Annotated in this window: 16 protein-coding genes; 9 read left to right on the top strand and 7 right to left on the bottom strand. The window is 69.4% G+C overall.

The window, feature by feature from the left end:
* Window positions 1-71: 71 nt before the first annotated feature.
* Window positions 72-1,070 (bottom strand): NAD(P)H-dependent glycerol-3-phosphate dehydrogenase, encoded by a 999-nt coding sequence (locus QHF85_RS29215; protein WP_281330638.1) that lies wholly within the window; start codon window positions 1,068-1,070, stop codon window positions 72-74.
* A gap of 108 nt (window positions 1,071-1,178) precedes the next feature.
* Here QHF85_RS29215 and QHF85_RS29210 point away from each other — a divergent pair, with 108 nt between their 5' ends.
* From QHF85_RS29210 to QHF85_RS29200, 3 genes are all read left to right on the top strand, one after another.
* Window positions 1,179-2,243 carry a hypothetical protein gene (locus QHF85_RS29210; RefSeq protein WP_281330637.1) on the top strand — a complete coding sequence of 355 codons (1,065 nt, stop codon included), beginning with the start codon at window positions 1,179-1,181 and terminating at the stop codon, window positions 2,241-2,243.
* 60 nt (window positions 2,244-2,303) lie between these two features.
* Entirely contained in the window at window positions 2,304-3,767 is a 1,464-nt protein-coding gene (lepB, locus tag QHF85_RS29205) for a signal peptidase I (protein ID WP_281330636.1), read from the top strand.
* 71 nt (window positions 3,768-3,838) lie between these two features.
* Window positions 3,839-5,038, top strand: coding sequence for a zinc-binding dehydrogenase (locus QHF85_RS29200; RefSeq protein WP_281330635.1), 1,200 nt, complete (start codon window positions 3,839-3,841; stop codon window positions 5,036-5,038).
* Between the two features lie 78 nt (window positions 5,039-5,116).
* Here the strand turns inward: QHF85_RS29200 and kbl are convergent, their stop codons facing one another.
* Window positions 5,117-6,325 carry a glycine C-acetyltransferase gene (gene kbl, locus QHF85_RS29195; RefSeq protein ID WP_281330634.1) on the bottom strand — a complete coding sequence of 403 codons (1,209 nt, stop codon included), beginning with the start codon at window positions 6,323-6,325 and terminating at the stop codon, window positions 5,117-5,119.
* Window positions 6,326-6,593: 268 nt separating this feature from the next.
* Between kbl and QHF85_RS29190 the strand changes: the two genes are divergently transcribed.
* Window positions 6,594-7,688 (top strand): hypothetical protein, encoded by a 1,095-nt coding sequence (locus QHF85_RS29190; protein WP_281330633.1) that lies wholly within the window; start codon window positions 6,594-6,596, stop codon window positions 7,686-7,688.
* A gap of 35 nt (window positions 7,689-7,723) precedes the next feature.
* Entirely contained in the window at window positions 7,724-9,130 is a 1,407-nt protein-coding gene (locus QHF85_RS29185) for a DUF4331 domain-containing protein (RefSeq protein ID WP_281330632.1), read from the top strand.
* A gap of 75 nt (window positions 9,131-9,205) precedes the next feature.
* Here the strand turns inward: QHF85_RS29185 and QHF85_RS29180 are convergent, their stop codons facing one another.
* A complete protein-coding gene (locus tag QHF85_RS29180) occupies window positions 9,206-10,012 on the bottom strand; it encodes a hypothetical protein (protein WP_281330631.1) in 807 nt (268 codons plus the stop codon).
* A 111-nt stretch (window positions 10,013-10,123) separates the two neighbouring features.
* Here QHF85_RS29180 and QHF85_RS29175 point away from each other — a divergent pair, with 111 nt between their 5' ends.
* Window positions 10,124-10,687: a hypothetical protein gene (locus QHF85_RS29175; RefSeq protein WP_281330630.1), complete on the top strand. Its 564-nt coding sequence runs from the start codon at window positions 10,124-10,126 to the stop codon at window positions 10,685-10,687.
* A gap of 17 nt (window positions 10,688-10,704) precedes the next feature.
* On the opposite strand, the gene QHF85_RS29170 is transcribed toward QHF85_RS29175, so the two are convergent.
* A complete protein-coding gene (locus QHF85_RS29170) occupies window positions 10,705-11,667 on the bottom strand; it encodes a hypothetical protein (protein WP_281330629.1) in 963 nt (320 codons plus the stop codon).
* A 105-nt stretch (window positions 11,668-11,772) separates the two neighbouring features.
* Between QHF85_RS29170 and QHF85_RS29165 the strand changes: the two genes are divergently transcribed.
* Together QHF85_RS29165 and QHF85_RS29160 are read left to right on the top strand one after the other, a co-directional pair.
* Window positions 11,773-13,134, top strand: a complete 1,362-nt coding sequence (locus tag QHF85_RS29165; RefSeq protein ID WP_281330628.1) for a tetratricopeptide repeat protein — start codon at window positions 11,773-11,775, stop codon at window positions 13,132-13,134.
* A 3-nt stretch (window positions 13,135-13,137) separates the two neighbouring features.
* Complete coding sequence (locus QHF85_RS29160; protein WP_281330627.1) at window positions 13,138-14,256, top strand: HupE/UreJ family protein; 1,119 nt, start codon at window positions 13,138-13,140, stop codon at window positions 14,254-14,256.
* Between the two features lie 3 nt (window positions 14,257-14,259).
* Here the strand turns inward: QHF85_RS29160 and QHF85_RS29155 are convergent, their stop codons facing one another.
* The 3 genes from QHF85_RS29155 to QHF85_RS29145 form a co-directional block, all read right to left on the bottom strand.
* Window positions 14,260-14,544: a hypothetical protein gene (locus QHF85_RS29155; protein ID WP_281330626.1), complete on the bottom strand. Its 285-nt coding sequence runs from the start codon at window positions 14,542-14,544 to the stop codon at window positions 14,260-14,262.
* Window positions 14,545-14,571: 27 nt separating this feature from the next.
* On the bottom strand, window positions 14,572-15,135 hold the full coding sequence (locus QHF85_RS29150; protein ID WP_281330625.1) for a hypothetical protein: 564 nt from the start codon (window positions 15,133-15,135) through the stop codon (window positions 14,572-14,574).
* A gap of 246 nt (window positions 15,136-15,381) precedes the next feature.
* Complete coding sequence (locus QHF85_RS29145) at window positions 15,382-16,422, bottom strand: polysaccharide deacetylase family protein (protein WP_281330624.1); 1,041 nt, start codon at window positions 16,420-16,422, stop codon at window positions 15,382-15,384.
* 280 nt (window positions 16,423-16,702) lie between these two features.
* Here QHF85_RS29145 and QHF85_RS29140 point away from each other — a divergent pair.
* A partial coding sequence (locus QHF85_RS29140) for a serine/threonine protein kinase (RefSeq protein ID WP_281330623.1) occupies window positions 16,703-18,485 on the top strand: 1,783 nt, incomplete at its 3' end.

Genomic DNA, 18,485 nt, shown 5'->3' with positions numbered 1-18,485 from the left:
CTACACCTTTCCAGCTCTCCTGCCTTCTTCTGCGCGAGATCGATCGTGACCGCGAGGCGCGATCGGGCGCGTCATTCCTTGCGCAGCGACCGGTTCATGAGGTCGACGACCGCCTGGAGCGGGGTCTTTTGCTCGTAGAGCACGCGGTAGACCTCGGTCGTGATGGGCAGGTCGACGTCGAGCTTCACGCCGAGATCGTAGGCGCTCTTCGCGGTCTTGACGCCCTCGGCGACGTGGCCGAGGTGCGTGAGCACGTCGTCGAGCGTGCGCCCGCGTCCCATCTCGTAGCCGACGGTGCGGTTGCGCGAGAGCTCGCCGGTGCACGTGAGCACGAGGTCGCCCATGCCGGAGAGGCCCGCGAGCGTGAGGGGGCTGCCGCCCTTCACCATGGCGATCCGAGCGATCTCCGCGAGCCCGCGCGTGATGACGCCGGCCCGCGCGTTGTGCCCGAAGCCGAGCCCGTCGACGGCGCCCGCCGCGATGGCGACGACGTTCTTCAGCGCGCCGCCGATCTCCACGCCGACGACGTCGTCCGATTGGTAGACGCGCAGCCGCTCCGTGGCGAACGCGTGTTGCACCGCGACGGTCTCGTCGTTGCTCTTGCCCGCGACGACGACGGTCGTCGGTTGCCCCGCGGCGACCTCCTTCGCGAAGCTCGGCCCCGACAGATACGACAGGCGCCGCTCCATGCCGTGCCCGAGCTCGTCGAGGAGCACCTCGCTCATCAGCATGAGCGATTCGTTCTCGATGCCCTTCGTCGCGCTGCAGAGGAGCGCGCGCGCCGGGATGTACGGGCGTGCGAAACGCGCGACCTCGCGCATCGCGTGCGAGGGCACGACGAACACGACGAGCTCGGCGCCTGCGAGCGCTTCTTCGAGGTCAGCCGTCGCGCGCAGCGTCGGCGGCAGCGGGGCCGAGGGCAGGTACCGCTCGTTCACGCGCCGCTCGTTGATCAGGAGCGCGAGGTCGGGGCGGTGCGACCAGAGGAACGTCGGGTTCTGTTTGTCTGCGAGGACCTTCGCGAGCGCCGTGCCCCACGCGCCCGCGCCGAGGACTGCCACCTTCGACATGAGGCGAAAACGCTATCACTCCTTTCAATGCTTGGGGCTCCGCTCCGACAAGCCGAGCTCTGTCCCAAACCTGCCCGAGGCCGTGCGTATGCACTATCCTCCCCCGCCATGTCCTTCCGTGCCGTCACAGCGCGCCTCCTCTCCGTCGCTTTCGCGCTCTCCTTCGTGGGCGCGAGCTGCGGCCAGACGTCGCTCGCGGTGATGCCCGGCGTCGTGAACGATCCGGGCAACCTCACGCTCCGCCGCGGCATCTTCTCGTTCGCGCGCGGCCAGATCTGCCGCGAGGTGCAGAAGCGCAGCGTGCCGCTCAAGCTGCGCGAGGAAGATCCGGCGACGGGCCGCTTCTTCCCGCTCTCCTGCGCCGCGCAGGAGCTCGCCTCGGGCAACCTCTTCCTTCAGTTCGGCGGCTACGGCTACGCCTGGACGAACCTCACGAAGCGCATCGGCTTCGATGCGAGCGCGGCCGTCGAGTACGACCACGACTTCCTGATGGATGGCAGCACGATGTACGTGTACTTCCGCGAGCACGCGACGAGCGCCACGACGTTCACGTCGCGCCTCATCGAGCAGCCGCCCGCGCCCGGGGCCTTCGGACTGCCCGGCGGATCGACGCAAGGCTTCCTCGATCAGGTCGGCGGCGCGGTGCTGAAGAAGGAGATCAGCCGCGGCTTCACGGTCATCCGTGATCCCGACGGCAGCGTCGACTTCGGCCTCGGCGTCGTCGAGAAGGGACAGCGGCCGGGCTCGCCGTACAAGACCGCGGACAACGGTCGCCTCGTGCTCGTGAACGAGCGCATCGAAGTGCACCAGAACCAGCGGGACTACGCGGGCCCGTTCGAGGTGAAGGGGAAGGGGCAGGCGCTCTATCTGAGCGTGGCCGTCGACGGCGCGCCCGCGGTCGACGTGATCGTGGTGCATCGCGGCGTCGGCGACGCGTGGCTGCAGCAGTACACGACGAACGCGACGCTCGGTCCGCCGCCCGCGCCCCCCGTCCTGGACGAGCCCGTATCGAGCGGCATGGTATGGCGGAGGCCGCTGCCGCTGCCGGCCGGCCAGTACTACGTGATCTTCGACAACACGGCGGCAGCCGGCAGGACGGCTCCGCCCAGCGTGGCCGGTGATGACCGAGCCGCACTCGTCAGTTACGCGGTCGAAGTCGGGGCCGCGCCTTGAGCTGCGCGGCGCCTCTCGCCCTTGCCCTGCCCCAGGGCGGCGTATAGAAAGGCTAACCCCTTGGCAACCACGCCGGATGAACGGTCTCCCGAGAGCTCGCCCGCCCTCGACAAAGAAGGCGGCGCGACGGAGGGATCCGACCCTTCCCCCTCGCAACGACCGAACCCGGGCAACGCCGGACCGTCCTGGCTCCGCGGGCTTTTCTACGCGATCTGGATCGTCACGCTCCCGTTTGTCCTGGCCATTCTCGCCGTCTGGCTCCTGACCCCGGCGCCCGGCGACGTCTCGGCTGGAGGCCTGCGCGTCTTCGTCGCGGAGCAGCAGATTCCAGCGGGCATCGTGCTCTTCACGATCTTCGCGATGCTCGCGTGGCACTACCGCTACGAGCTCCCGCTCTCGAGCGCGATCGGCGTCGGGCGCAAGGACATCCCGCCGCAAGCGCGGGCGCGGTACGAGGAGGCGCAGGCGCTCGTCGACGAGGCGCGGCGTATCCTCAAGCAGAACGCGCGCGACGTGCAGAAGGGGCTCAGGACCGCCGAGCGCGAGCGCCTCGACGAGGCCTTGAACGGCCTCGAGAAGGTGATGACCGCCGAGAAGTTCGACCTCGCGGAGTTCGACACGGCGCACGCGCGGGCCGACCGCGCGGTCGGCGAGCACCTGTCGCGCTGGCGCAAGGGCGAGATGCGCGAGTACGCCGAGTCGATTGGCGTGGCGGTGGCGGTCGCGCTCATCCTGCGCGCGTTCGTGATCGAGGCCTTCAAGATCCCGAGCGGCTCGATGATCCCGAGCCTGATGATCGGCGATCACATCTTCGTGAACAAACTGACCTACGGCCCGCTGATCCCCTTCACGGAGAAGCGGCTCTTCTCGAGCCTGCCGCCGACGCGCGGGGACGTGATGGTCTTCAAGTTCCCGGAGAACAAGGAGCAAGACTTCATCAAGCGGGTGATCGCGGCCCCCGGCGACACGCTGGAGGCGATCAACGGCCGCCCGATCATCAACGGCTGGCTCGTGCCGCACTGCTACGTCGGGCGCTACGGCAACGACGGCTGGCTCTACGTGGAGTACCTCGAGGACAAGTCGTACTTCACGCTGTTCGCGCACGACGACACGCACCCGAACGGCCCCGACGAACCCACGTGCAAGGGGCAAGAGGACTGCGGGATCGGGCAGTCGTGCAAGGCGGGCATCTGTGGCCATCACCAGGGCCCGTTCAAGGTCAACGCGAACGAGGTGTGGGTGATGGGCGACAACCGCTACAACAGCCACGACTCGCGCAGCTGGCGCGGCGGGATGGGCGCGGGCGTGCCGTTCGAGAACATCAAGGGCCGCGCGATGTTCGTGTGGATGAGCTTCGCGCCGGGCGGTGGTATCGCGCAGGACAGGCTCTTCGTGAACGTGATGGGCCGTCCGAAGCTCCCTGGCGGGCTCGACGCATCGCTGCAAGGGGGCCTCGACAAATGCATGCGTGAGCGCCCGCCTGTCTCGCAGACGACGCCGCCGCCGGGTCGCAAGCTGCGTTAGCTCATCGCGTCAAGCAGCCTTCAATCGCCTTGGGACTTGCGCTGTCGCGCGCCGCGACGACACTGGCCGACGTGTCTTTCGAGGAGGCGCACAACGTGAGCGACGCGATGCAGGCCCTGACATACGACCGCGAGACCGATCCGTGGGACAACACCACGGGCCTGCGAAAGACCGAAGTCGAGCGTCCGCGCATCGACGAGACGACCGATTACCACGACCGGTCGCAGGTGCTCATCAAGCCCATCATGACCGGCTTCTGCGGCTCGGACCGCGGCATCTGGTTCCGCACGGCCTTCAAGGACATGATCTTCAAGTCGCTCGAGCGCGACAAGAAGTCGTCCCGCGTGATCGGGCACGAGCTGCTCGGCCGCGTGGTGGAGGTCGGAACGGACGCGAAGCGGCAATACGGGCTCGACGTGGGCGACGTCGTGACGGCGGAGAGCCACATCCCCTGCGGCGTTTGCTACCAGTGCCGCATCGGCGACACGCACGTCTGCGCCGACGACAAGATCATCGGCATCAGCGAGGACGGCTGCTTCGCCGATCTCGTGAAGCTGCCGGCGAAGAACCTCTGGCGGACGGACATCACGAAGATCCGGCCCGAGGTCGCGGCGATCCAGGAGCCGTTCGGCAACGCGGTGCACGCTTGCACGAAGGTGAACCTGCGCGGCAAGCGCGTGGCGATCGTCGGATGCGGGACGATCGGCCTGTTCGCCGTGGCGGTCGCGCGCGCGATGGGTGCGAACTACATCATCGGCGTCGAGCCGATGGAGAGCCACGCGGAGATGGCGCGGCGGCTCGGCGCGGACGTGGTGCTCCGGCCGCACTTGCAGAACGGTTCGACGGACAAACCGCACAAGAGCGATCCGGAGCTGACGGAGCGCATCCGGAAGCTGACGGACGGCGTGGGCGTCGACGTGGCCCTCGAGATGAGCGGCGTGAACTCGAGCGTGAACAACGCGATTCACGCGGTCCGTCGCGGCGGCGACGTGATCCTGTTCGGCTTGAAGAGCGGCGACGCGGTGATCGAGAACTTCGATCGGCTGATCGTGGACGGCATCAGCCTGCACAGCGTGATCGGCCGCCGGATCTTCGAGACCTGGCACATCACGCGGCACCTGCTCGAGTCGCGGGATCCGAACATCCACGACCTCATCTGGGAGGTCATCCTGAAGCGCGGCGAGGGGACGATGTTCGACTTCCGCGAATACGACGCGGGAGACTTCCAGAAGGCGATCACGACCTATCCGAAGGTCGTCATCCGCTACTGATTCTACGGATTCGACGCACGAATCCGGCCATTCACCCCCTCTCCCCAGCGGGGAGAGGGGGCAGGGGGTGTGGGGAGGTCAGGCCACGACGCCGAGCTTCTTGCCGACGCGCGTGAACGCGTCGATCGCGTGTTCCACGTGCTCGGGCGTGTGCGCGGCGCTGAGCTGCACGCGGATGCGGGCCTCGCCCTTCGGAACCACCGGGTACGAGAAGCCGATCACGTAGATGCTCTCGTCGAGCATCGCGGCGGCCAGGTCCGCGGCGAGGCGCGCGTCGCCCAGCATGATCGGCACGATCGGGTGGATGCCCGGCTTGATGGTGAAGCCCGCCGCCGTCATGCCCTCGCGGAAGCGGCGCGCGTTCGACATGAGCCGCTCGCGCAGCGCGGGCTCGCGCTCGAGCAGCGAGAAGACCTCGATCGACGCGCCCGCGATCGGCGGCGCGACCGTGTTCGAGAACAGGTACGGGCGCGAGCGCTGGCGGAGCAGGTCGATGATCTCGCGCCGGCCCGTGGTGAAGCCGCCGCTCGCGCCGCCGAGGGCCTTGCCGAGCGTGGACGTCATGACGTCGATCCGGTGCAGGACGCCGCACTCCTCGGGCGTGCCGCGGCCCGTCGCGCCGATGAAGCCCGTCGCGTGCGAGTCGTCGACCATCACCATCGCGCGGTACTTGTCCGCGAGGTCGCAGATGACGTCGAGCTTCGCGAGGTAGCCGTCCATCGAGAAGACGCCGTCGGTCGCGATCATGCGGATGCGCTTGTCCTGCGTCTTGCGCAGCGCCTCCTCGAGCGCGGCCATGTCGCCGTTCGCGTAGCGGTGGCGCTCGGCCTTGCAGAGACGGATGCCGTCGATGATCGAGGCGTGGTTCAGCGCGTCGGAGATGATCGCGTCCTCCTCGCCGAGCAGCGTCTCGAAGAGGCCGCCGTTCGCGTCGAAGCACGACGAGTAGAGGATCGTGTCGTCGGTGCCGAAGAAGCGGCTGATCGTGCCTTCGAGCTGCTTGTGCAGGTCCTGCGTGCCGCAGATGAAGCGGACGCTGGAGAGGCCGAAGCCGTGCGTGTCGATCGCGTGCTTGGCCGCTTCGATCACCGCGGGGTGCGAGGAGAGGCCGAGGTAGTTGTTGGCGCAGAAGTTCAGGACCTCGCGCGGCGCGGCGCCCGCGGGGCCGCCGCTCGTGCGGATGTTCGCGCCCTGGGGCGTCGTGATGACGCGCTCGTCCTTGTAGAGGCCGGCAGCGCGGATCTCGCTGAGGGTCTGGGTGTAGATGGACTTTGCGACGTCGAACATGGCGCGCGCAGTCTAGATCGAGGCTCGTTCGTGGTCGATGTCCGCGGCTTCACGCGCGCAACTACGCGCGAACACGCCATTTCGCGAATGACGCAGAGGATCCGCGCAACCGTGGCCACGCGTCGGGCGTAGCCCGCGCACCCCGATAAAGGGGTTCGCTGGTCGATCCACGCATCCCCTCGTCGCGGTTCGTGTCACTCGCTCATTCCAACGTGGCACGGGTTGCAAGCGCGGCGGCTGGGTGGGGAGGCCCATTGAAGGAGGAAGCATGAGGGAAACGAGGCATCACAGCCTCCTGCGCCCCATCGCCGTGACGGGCTTGCTTTTCGTCGCCATCGCCGCTCAGGGTTGTAGTGACGAACCGGCCGGAAACACGACGACGTCATCGAGCTCGTCCAGCAGCAGCAGCGGGACGGGGGGCACGGGAGGCGCCGGTGGCATGGGTGGCACCGGCGGCATGGGTGGCACCGGCGGCAGCGGCGGGGCGGGCGAATTCACCGTCGCGACGGCTTCGAACAATGCGGCGGCCCGGCGCCCGTTCGACGCGACCCCGGATCCGGCCGGCGCCGACGTGTATTTCACGGCGCTCGACGTGAATGGCGATCCGGCCATTTTCAAGGCGAAGGGCGACAACTCCGCGGCGCCGACGCAGCTCTTCACGGGCGCTCCGCTCGTGGCGCCGCTCGGCATCGCGACGAGCACCGACGGCGGCAAGCTCTTCATCGCCGACGTGGGCGCCGAAGATCCCACGGCGGATCGGGGTCGCATCTTCACGATCGCCAATGACGGCGGCGCGGTTTCCGAGATCGCGGCGGCGGACGCCTATCGGCCGCGCGGCATCGAGGTCCGCGACGAGGGCGGCAAGGACGTCATTTATTTCTCCGGCAACGACCCGCAGGGCGTGCCCGGCGTTTTCAAGCTCGCCGCGGATGGCAGTGGAAGCGTCTCCACCGTCGCCAAGGGCGCTCCGTTCCAGGATCCGAGCGGCGTGGCCATGGCCGTCGAAGGCGCGGTCTACGTCTGCGATACCGTGCAAGGCGACGGGCTCGGCAGCATCATCGAAATCGCGGCGAATGGCACGGCGACGACGATCCTCTCGGGCATTCCCGTGGGGTATCCCTGCGGCGTCGCGCTCATGGATGGCGACAAGACCCTGCTCGTCTCCGGGCTCGACGCGAGCTCGCGCACCGACGTCGTGATCTCCGTGGATCTCGGGACGAACACGCCGACGCTGCTCTCGCAGGGCATCAGCACGTTCACCGAATCCGCGGGCCTGCATCGCGCCAAGAAGGGCGGCAATACGTTCGCGTTCGTCGATAGCACGGCCAATGGTGGGACCGTGTTCCGCGTGACGTTCCCGTGAGCGCCAGAGGGTAAAAAGAAGGAGTTTGTCTCATCATGATGAAGCGAATGACCTGGACGAGCGCTGCCCTCGCGGCACTCACGATTCTCGGGACGGCGGGCACGGCGATGGCTTCGAGCCACGGCGAGGCGCCCGGCATCGGCGAGGACCCCCGCGCCGACAACACCGATCTTTATGCCTGGGTCGAGGGCGGGAACCTCGTGATCCTGGCGAACTACATCCCCCTCGAGGAGCCCGCCGCCGGCCCGAACTGGCACAAGTTCTCGGACGACGTGCTCTACGAGGTCCACATCGCGCGCGGCCCGGGCAGCCTCGACGACGCGCTGACCTATCAGATCCGCTTCTCGTCGTCGGCGTATCCCGCCGTGGATCCGGGGGACCTGCAGGCGCCCGTCGGCGGCGGCAAGGAGTTCTTCTCCCAGCTCTCCGGCTCGGAACAGACGTATTCGGTGACGAAGCTCGTCAATGGGAAGAACCCGACGGTCCTCGTGCAAAACGCGAAGGTCGCCCCGCCGAACGTCGGCCCACGGACGAACACGATCGCCTATCAGGTCCCGATGGGCAAGACGTACGAGCAGTTCTTCGTGGACGAGGCCGCGACGTCGCGCGTGACTGCGCTCGGCGGCGGCGAGGGCCGCGTCTTCGCCGGGCCGCGCGACGACGGCTTCAGCGTGGATCTCGGCGCGGTCTTCGATCTCGCGGGCCTCGAGACGGTGCTCGGTGGCACGCCGTACGACAACGTGTCGGGTTACAACGTGCACACGATCGCCCTGGAAATCCCGCTCCAGGTGGCGAACGGCGGCACGGCCGTCGTCTCCGGCGCGGCGAACGACAACCAGACGATCGGCGTCTGGGCGTCGGCGAGCCGCCGCAAGACCCGCATTCTGCGCAGGAAAGAGTCGGCGGATAGCTTCGGCCCGTGGGTCCAGGTCTCGCGCCTCGGCCTGCCGCTGATCAACGAGGCGGTGATCGGCATTCAGGACAAGGACAAGTTCAACCGGACGCACCCGAAGGACGACGTCGCGAACTTCGGCGCGTACATCCTGAATCCGGTGATCGTGCGCGACGCCGAATTCGCGGGCTTCTACGCCGGCCCGCTCGCGGGTTGCGTGGGCGCCGGCGGCGTCGCCGCGCTGAAGTCGAACCGCACGGACATCATCGACATCATCAGCCTGAACGGCGGCCTCGGGCACAACATCACGGCGATCGGCGACGTGCTGCGCGTCGACCTCGGCATTCCCTCCGGGTTCCCGAACGGCCGCAAGGTCAACAAGGGCACGAACAAGGAAGAGGACGTGACCGATACCGAGCTGAGCCTGCTGCTCTGCAAGCTCGCCGCGCCGATCGCCGACGGCGTGGACACGAACGACGCGACGTTCAAGAACTCGTTCCCGTACCTCGCGCCGCCCTGGGAGGGGGCGACGCGCGGCAAGGGCGAGTGATCGCCGCTCTTCGATGGTCACGGTTGCCATGGAAGGCCCCGCTCCGGCGGGGCTTTCCGCTTTTTCGGGGGAGGATCAGGGCGCGGGGGGCGTGAGGCGCGCGCCCGCGGGCAAACCTCGCATCGTGGGGTCGTCGAGGTATTTTTGCACGTACGCGCGCTTCGGCGCGATCACGTCCTTCAGCGCGGGGGACGCATTCGCCGCGATCTCGTCGAGCGCGCGCGCCAGAAATTCGGCCGCGCGGGGGACTGTGATGGTTTGTCCGCGAAGAATTTCGATTTTCTCGGCGTCCGTGGGCGCCGCGCGGACGGCCTCGATCACGACGAGCTCGGACAAGACGTCCATCGCGAGGCGCTGCGCGAGCTGCATGCGACGCATGCCCTCGCCGCCGTCGAAGGCCGCGAGCACGGCATTCTCGGCGTCGTCGTACGAGACGACGATCCAGGGGTCGCCGACCTTCGGCGGAGGCGAGACACGAATGCCCTCGCCCGGGAGGTCGAAGCCCGAGACGTGCCGCATGGACAAACGCGAGCGGAGCCGATCGGGGTGGTCGAGCGGCGGGAGGTTGCAGAGCGCGGCGACATACGCGACGAACGCAGGCGACGTGCCCTTCGCGAGCGCCGCGTCGATGTGCGCTTGCGTGAGGCGCGCAGGCAGGCCGTCGCTCGGTCCGACGGCGGTGCGGAGGGTGATCCGGCGGCTGCCGCTGCCGAAGAAGGCGAGCGCGGCGAGCAGGAGCGTCGCGGCCGCGGCGATCGCGGGCCTTCGGCGACCGAGGCGTGCGGCGATCTGCGGGCGCGAGAGGGCGAGGACGAGCGCCACGAGCCCGAGCACGGCGACGTAAAAACCCAGGAAATGCCCGCCCGACATGCTCCCGCTCATCGGAGGACCTCAGCGGCCGGGAGCGACGGGCGTTTCGCCCGCGGGAAGGTCGGGATACGATGGAGGCTCGTGGAGGTCGGCATGGCCAGTCGCTGGGTGACAAGGTGCTTCGTGATCACGTGCCTCGGCGCTTTCGGGGCCGGGTGCGTCGATCCGGGGCGAGAGGACAGGGCGCTCGCCGAGATCGACGCCGTGCGGCGGGAGTCGGCCGCGCGGGAAGCGCAGATCCGCGTGCTGGAGGAGCGGCAGGCCGCATTCACCCAGCAGATGGCCATGGTGATGGCCCTGGCGCAAGCGAGCTATGGCCGCGACGCGCGCAGGGACCGGGACGACGAGCGCGACCAGCGGATCGCCGAGATGGCCGCGCGGCTCACCCGCGTCGAGGGCATGGTGTCGCGGATCCACGAGACCGAGCTGCCGGCCGAGCCTGACATTGGGGCAGCGCGCCGCGCGGCGGAGCAAGGCACGGCCGAGGAGCGAGCGGTCGCGGTGCGGAAGGTGCAAGCGCTGCTCGATTCGGGCCAGGTGAAGGTGACGGTGCGCGGGGGGAAGGTGCAGCTTTCGCTGCTGCGCCCGCTCGACGGGAAAGATCCTTACACGGGGCAGCCCGCGCCGCCGCCGAAGCCCGCGGCGCCGCCGCCGCAGATGGACGCGGATCTGCTCCAGTGGCGTTGAGCTAGCCCGCCGGTTCGTCACAACATGCGGCACTTCATCCCGCAGGTGCCGGCCTTGCTCGCGCCGCGGTGCATGCAGCCGCCGCGGCATTCGAAGTCGCGCTCGCACGCCGCGCCCTCTTCCTTCGGCCCGACGCATTTTCCTTTGTCGCAGCGGAGCCCGGCGGCGCAGGCAACCTTGCAGGTTTGTCCCTCGCCGGGGAGCGCGCCCGCGCCGCATTTGCCCTCGTCGCAGATCTTGCCCGCGCCGCACTCGATCTCGGTCTTGCACGCGCCGCCCTCGGCCGTGAGATCGCTGCAGCGGCGCTGCGCGCAGTAGCCGCCGCACTCGGGGTGCCGCGCCTCGAACGAGTCTTGCCGCGTGAGTGACGCGAGCGTGTCGACCGAGATGCCGCATGGATACCCCTTGGGGAGCGGCTTGCGACACGTGCCCATGTCCGTCGGACCCACGCCGAGGCATCGGAGCCCGTCGCCGCATTCGAGCGATGAACGGCACGGTTTGTCCGCGGCGACCACGCCGCGCACGAGGCCGTCACACGCGGCGGGCAGCGGCGCGCCCGTCGGCCCGACCCACGCGCATCCGTCGTGCGCTTTCTCGATCGCGCTGATGCATGCGTCGGCCGCGGCCGGGTCCACGGTGACGGACGTTTCCCGCAGCGCGTAGCTCAACGTGCGCGTGCACTCGGCGGCGAGCGAGAACCCGGGCGCGTGTCCGCAGCACGTCGCCTTGCGCTTCGTGGGCAGCCCGTGCAGCGCCTCGCAGAGCTTCTCGGCGAGCGGATCGGGCGGGTCGTTGGTCTTCGGATAGACGGGGCGCACCTCGTCGTCGGTCGACGACGTGTTCGCCGCGGGCGCGCTCGCGCTCGGCGCCGCGGAGGCTTGTGCGCTCGCCGAAGGCGCGGCCCCGAGCCCCGCGTCCTTTCCGCACGTGCAGCCTCCGAACACCCCGAAAACGAAGAGCAGAAGGAAAGCGGGCCTCATGCGTAGTCATCGCATCGCAGAGACGGTCGCCGCCCAGCAAGGCTTTTTTTTGATACGTTTTCGTCGGGCCGGAGAGGCCCGTCGCGCGTAGCGCGTGAAGCCATCGTGCCCCCGAGCGAGCGTATCTCCCGAACCCCGAGCCGGCTCTGCCTCGCAGCCCTGCTCGTCCTCGTGATCCCCGCCTGCAACAAGGCCGAGCAAGTCGCGACGCCCGCGGAGAGCCCATCGGCCGCGGCAGCCCCATCGGCCTCCGCGCAGGACGACGCGACGCGGACGACGCGCGCGCTCGCCCTGCAAAAACCGAACGGATCGAGCGCCGTCGACAAGGAGATCGAGGTCCTCGTGCAGCGCATCGAGAAGACGCCCGATCCGATCGATCCGTGGATCCTGCTCGGGCGCGCGTGGATCCGGAAGGCGCGGTATGCGTCGGATCCGGGCTACTACCTGAACGCGGGGGCGGTCGCGGATCTCGTGCTCAGCCGCGAGCCGAAGAACCGGCCGGCGCGGAACCTGCGCGCGGCGGTGCTGCTCGACAGCCACGCGTTCGTGGAGGCGAAGGATCTTGCCGCTCAGATCCTCGCCGACGATCCGGACGATCTGCTCGCGCTCGGAACGAAGGCCGACGCGGCGCTCGAGCTCGGCGACTTCGAAGAGGCGCTTGCGAGCGCGCAGCGGCTCATGGACTTGAAGCCGAGCCTGCCGGCGTACGGGCGCGCGGGGCTTTTGCGCTGGCTGCAAGGGGATCCCGCGGCGGCGAAGAAGAACTACCGCGCGGCGATGGACGCGAGCGACCCGCGTGATCCCGAGCCGTTCGCGTGGGTGCTCGTGGAGGCGGCGAAGGTCTTCTGGCACGAGGGCGACGTCGACGGCGCGGACAAGGGCTTCGATCGCGCGCTCAGCGCCGTCGCGGAGTATCCGCCGGCGCTCGTGGGCAAGGCGCGCGTGGCGCTCGCGAAGGGCGACGCGAAGCGCGCCGCCGAGCTCGCCGCGCGCGCGTTTGCGAAGAGCCCGCTCTGCGAGACGGCGTGGCTGCTCGGCGACGCGCGCGCGGCCGCGGGTGACGAGAAGGGCGCGGAGGAGGCGTACAAGCGCGTGCGAGAGATCGGCCGCGCGAGCGACAAGCGCACGCTCGCGGCGTTCCTCGCGTCGAAGGACAAGGACCACGACGAGGCGCTCGCGCTCGTCCGCGAGGAGATGAAGGTCCGCAAGGGCATCCACACGACCGACGTCCTCGCGTGGGCGCTCTATCGAAAAGGCGATTTCGCCGCCGCGCGCAAGGAGAGCGACGTGGCGCGCGCGCACGGGACGCGCGAGCCCGCGCTGCTCTTCCACGCGGGCGCGATCCGCATCGCGCAGGGCGAGAAAAAAGAAGGCGAGAAGCTCGTGCGCGAGGCGCTCGCGATGAACGCGCACTTCGACGCGGCCGCCGTGGCCGAGGCCAAAAAGCTCCTCGGCGAGGGAGGCTAGCGCGTGCGGCCCCGCGCCCTCTTCGCTGCGCTGATCACGCTGCTCGGCGCGCTCTGCGTGCTCCTGCCGCGGGTCGCATGGGCCCATCAGGTGGGTTTGTCCCGGGGCGAATACAAGATCGACGGCGCGACGCTCACCGCCGAGATCGTCTTCGCGCGGCGCGAGGTGCTCTCGCTCGTCCGGAACATGGACGAGGACGGCGACGGCGCGATTTCACCGACGGAGATCCAGCACGCCCGCGAGGCGCTCGGCCGCGCGGTGGTCGAGCGCGTCTCCGTGCGCGCCGGCGAGGGGGTTTGTCCGGGAACGCTCGACGACGCGTTCCTCGTGGAAGAGGACGGTTTTTCCCTGCGCGTCGTCTACCGCTGCCCCGCGTCTCCCCGCGCGGTGCGCGTGCGTCTCGACGTGCTCGACGATCTCCCGTACGGCCACCGTCACGTCGCGCGCGCCGACGCGGGTGCTGGGCCCACCGAGCACGTGCTCTTCGGCGCGAACCGCGAGATCGGAATCGCGGGCCTGCCGGGCGGCGCGAAGGCCCCCGCCGCGCCGAAGGCGAGCCACGAAAACGAAGGCTTCTTCGGCTTCTTCCGGATGGGCATCGAGCACATCCTGTTCGGCTACGACCACCTCGTTTTCCTCTTCGGCCTCGTGCTCGTCGGCGGCCGCCTGCGCGCGCTCCTCCTCGTCGTGACGGCGTTCACGGTGGCGCATTCGATCACGCTCGGGCTCGCGGTGCTCGGGATCTGGGCGCCGAGCGGGCGGATCGTCGAGCCGATCATCGCGCTCTCGGTCGCGTACGTCGGGGTCGAGAATCAGCTCGTGAAGGACGCCGAGAAGCGCTGGCGCATCACGTTTCCCTTCGGCCTCGTGCACGGCTTCGGGTTCGCGGGCGCGCTCGGGGAGATCGCGCTGCCGCGGCCGCAGATCCCGAGCGCGCTCTTCGCGTTCAACCTCGGCGTCGAGGCCGGGCAGCTCGCGGTGCTCGCGGTCGTCTTGCCGTTGCTCGTCACGGCGCAGAAGCGCAAATGGCTTACGATACGTGGCGTGAAGATCCTGAGCCTCGGTATCGCCGCGCTCGGGCTCGCGTGGTTCGTCCTGCGAATCGTGGGCGCGGAGGCCTGAGCGTCAGCGCTTTCGATCGTCCGTGATCGGCGCGGGGATCGAGATGCGGGGCGGAGGCGGGACGAAGGTGCGGGGCACGCGGATCGAGGCGGCGACCTGCGCGACCTCGGGGAACATCTTGCCGATCCCCTCGACGAACGCCGCGCGGGAGGCGTCGTCGGGCGACCGCGCCGAGGCCCCGGCCGTCGCGAGCGCGGCCGAGAGCTCGTAATACCAGGCCGAAAGAGATGCGTGCGCCTCCAGGAGATCCCGGAGCGTCTCCTCCGACACGATGACGTTTTTACCCATACGCGCACAGCATAACCCAGGTGCGCGTCACCCAGGCAGCCAGAGCAGGCCCTCCATGATGGGTTCGAGGCAGCTCACGACCTGCGATCCGACGTCGCCGCACGAGAGGTTTTTCAGGCAAACCTCGAACGCCATGCGGCCGCGACGGTTCATCGCGCCGACCGCTCGTACGAGGTGCGGCGCGAGGCCATTGCCGAGCTCGCCCCTGCACTCGTCGTACGTGGCCTCGCCGCAGCGGGCCATGCGTCCGCAGATCGCGGTGACGTACGGCGTGATCTCCTCGCCCTTCACCTCGACCGCGTCGAGCGCGGACGAGCCGCAGCGGCTCACCTCGGCCGCGTAGGTGCTCGTGAACGGATCGCCGTCGAACTTTTCGAGCGCGGCGCGCGAGCAGCTCGCCGTGCGTCGCAGCATCTCCGGCGACGCCATCGTCTTCGCCTGAATGCACTCGTCCCGGCTCGGCCAGCGCTCGTTGTCCCCCGTGGCGCGGTGGTAGAGCGCTTCGAGGTACTCGCACCAGACGCGCTGCGCGGCGCGCTCGTCCGCTGCTTCCACGACGGCCGGGTCTTCCGTGGTTCCCGCGACTCTCACGATGTTCGGGTTGGCCGAGCGGGCCGGATTTCCCTTCGGTGCCGCGCCGCAACCCGAGGCCGCAAAGGCGGCTCCGGCCGTGGCGAGCGAAAGCAGAGCAGCCCCGAGGGTGCGACGACGACGTTTGCGTGACACGAGCCACCTGACCTTCCCGGGCGGAAGCCCACGAGCGGGAGGGGCAAACACCGGGCCCCGGCGATGAGCAGATCGGAGTCGCTCGGGAGAGGACGTCCGGGCTGCATGGTCTCAAGGCCTCGCGATGAGCAGCGCTTTGAACATCGCGCCTTCGAGCTCCGGGCCCATCGCGATGCGAGGCACGTTGAGCGGGTCCGCTCGGTCGCGCATGCAATAGCCCGTCGCATTCGTGAAGCCGAGGTCGAAGCCAGCGTCGCGCGCGATGCGCAAGAACGCCCCCTGGACCTGGTGGCCCACGGGATACGCGACGGTGCGCACGTCCTGTTCGAGCACGTCGGAGAGCACGCGGCGCGATCGATCGAGATCGGAGAGCGCCTCCGCGGGCGTCATCGTCGCGATCACGCGATGCTCGTGCGAATGCGATGCGACGCTCATCCCGGCGTCCGCGAGCGCGCGGACGTCGCGGAACCCCATGATGGTGCGCGCCGCGATCGCTCGCTCCTCCGCGGGGTCGAGCGTGACGTCGGCGGCGCGCGAGAGCTCGTCGAAGAAGCGCGCGAGGTCGAGGCCCGGCGTGCGCTTGACGAGGCCGAGCAAGAGGCGCTTGGCGCCGACGGGATCACGCCCGAGGTCGAGCAGGATCGGGTACGGGTACGAGAGCGCGAGCGCGCGCTTCTGGCAGCGCTGGAGCAAGAGCGCGATGCGATCCCACCAGAAGATCCGGCCCGCGTCGGGGTAGGCCGTGGGGACGAAGAACGTCGCGATCGCGCCGGCTCTTTTCAGAATGGGCAGGGCGACGTCGTGGCAATCGCGGTAGCCGTCGTCGAAGGCCAGCATCACGGCGTTCGGGGGGAGCGGCCCGCCTTGCAGGAAGCGCCGCACGTCGGGCAGCGACACGAACGAGCCGTGTTGCTTGACCACCTTGATCTGCTCGGCGAACCCGTGCGCGTCGGTCTCGCGCACGTCCGCGTCGAGCTCTCCCACGACCGACGCGTCGGCGATCCGATGGTACGTGAGCACCATCAGCGATCGCGTCGCGAGCCTCGCCCGCAGCGACAGCAGCCGATCCAGGACTCCCAGGCTGTCGAGCACGCGCGTGAACCGCGCACGCTTGGAAAGCCGCGTCGTGGGGCGCACCGGGTGGAGGCGCATCGTAGTGATGTAGTTCAGCACACTTTTGGCGAAGCGCTCGTGGCCCCGGGGTGTGCTGGCTTCGTTCTATTTTTCCACCCTCAACGTTCGGAGGCTGCGCCGGCGAACAGGATCCGCCGACAGCGTGCCTGCGATTTGGGGAAGACGACTCGCCTCCGGTATGATCGCGCCAATGTTCCCGAGTGAGCCCGTTCCCGAGCGTATCGGGGCGTACAAAGTGCTCCGAAGGTTGTCCGGAGTGGGCTCGGCGGACGTGTACGTCGGACGCATGGAAGGCCCGATGGGCTTCTCGCGTCTCTGCACGCTGAAGCTCGTCCGGAACACGATCGAGGGGGACGCGCACTTCGCCGAGGAGCTCGTGCGCGAGGCGGCGATCTGCGCGGTCCTGAACCATCCGTCGATCCAGCGGATGTTCGACTTCTTCGAGCACGACAAGCACCTCGTGCTGGTGCTCGAGCACGTGGAGGGCGTGACGCTCGACCGTGTGCAGGAGGTGCTCGGGCGGCAGAAGTCGAAGCTCGACGACAGGACGATCGCGTTCCTCGGCCGCGCGCTCGCCGGCGCGCTCGCGCACGCGCACGCCGCGAAGGACGAGGAGGGGACGCCGACGCCCGTGATTCATCGGACGATGCACCCCGAGAACGTGCTGATCGGCTGGGACGGGCACGTGCGGCTGACGGGGTTCGGCCTCGGGAAGATCCTCGGGCGGAGCCCGGACACGGTGGCGTTCGTGATCAAGGGCGCGCCGGGGTTCATGGCGCCGGAGCAGGCGCGCGGCGAGCGCGTGACGCCGAAGGCCGACGTGTACGGGCTCGCGGTGCTGCTCTGGTCGCTCTACGCGGCGACGAAGCCGCCCGAGGTGGGCACGAGGCCGAAGCCGCTCGCCACGCTGCGGCCGGATCTGCCGAAGGAGCTGACGAGCGCGATCGACGGGGCGCTCGAGCCGTCCGCGGACAAACGCAAGGTGTCGTGTCAGGAGCTCGAGCGCGTCCTGAACAAGGCGCCGGGGATCGAGGAGGGGCAGAAGGACCTCGAAGAGAAGGTCGCGCCGCTGAAGGGGCCACGGTCGAAGGCCGCCGAAGGCGAGGGCGGGCCGCGCAAGCGCGTGCCGCTCGAATCGGTGCGGCCCGCGAAGCCGCCGCCGTCGAGCAAGCAGAGGCTCTCGGTGCCGCCGCCTTCGAGGCCACCGGGGCGTTTGTCCGAGAGGCCCACGGAGGCGAGCGACGCGGCCCCGGCCTCGGTGTACCCGCTTCTCCGTGCGCTGGCCGAGCGCGTGCCAGGGCCGCCGAGGCTGCCGCTCGCGGTGGTCGAGGCCGAGGCCGACGTGCAGCCGGAGGCGCCCACGGTGCGGCAGGCGCAGGCGCAGGCGCGCACGGCGCGGGGGCCGTCGAAGCCGACGATCGCGGCGCCGCTCGGAGCCGTGGTGCCGGAGGGCGAGTGGAAGGAGTCGGTGCCGGACGAGGAGCTGTTCGACCAGCTCTTCGACGACGCGACGTCGCGCTCGGGCATCAGCCTCGCGGCGATGGGGATCGGAGCCGCGGAGAGGGAGAAGGCCGCGCTCGCGATCACCGAACCTGATCAGGTCACGGCGCGAAAAGACAGGGTGACGCCTCCTCCACCCCAGGTCACGCCCGGCGCGGGCAAGGTGATGGCCGCGCCGGCCAAGGTGATGACCGGACCGGAGAAGGTCGTCACGTCGACGTTGAAGGTCCCGAGTGGTGTCGAGAGGGTCGTCCCCGGGCCGTCCAAGCTCACGCCCGGCGCGGGGAAGGTCGCGCCCCCGCCTCCGCCTTTCACGCCCGGCGCGGGGAAAGGTGACGCTTCGCCAGCCGGTTTTGGAATCCCGGCGCCCAAGGACGTGCCGCCGACGTTGCCGGAGGTGCTCGATCCCGCGGCAGCAGGGAAGGTCGGGGCCAAGCGGCTGGAGCTCGCGGATACGGTGATGGAGCTCAAGGTTCCGCCGCCGCCGCCGGCCTTGCCTGCGTTCGCGCCGCCGCCCGTGCCGCCGGCCGCCACGAAGCCGCCCGCGCTGGCCGCGCCGCCGGTGCCGCCGATGGCCGCGC

The organism is Polyangium sp. 6x1 (assembly GCF_029946515.1).
Classification (GTDB): domain Bacteria; phylum Myxococcota_A; class Polyangia; order Polyangiales; family Polyangiaceae; genus Polyangium.
Note: the sequence above shows the minus strand (reverse complement) of the source record. Positions and strands in the feature narration are given on the sequence as shown.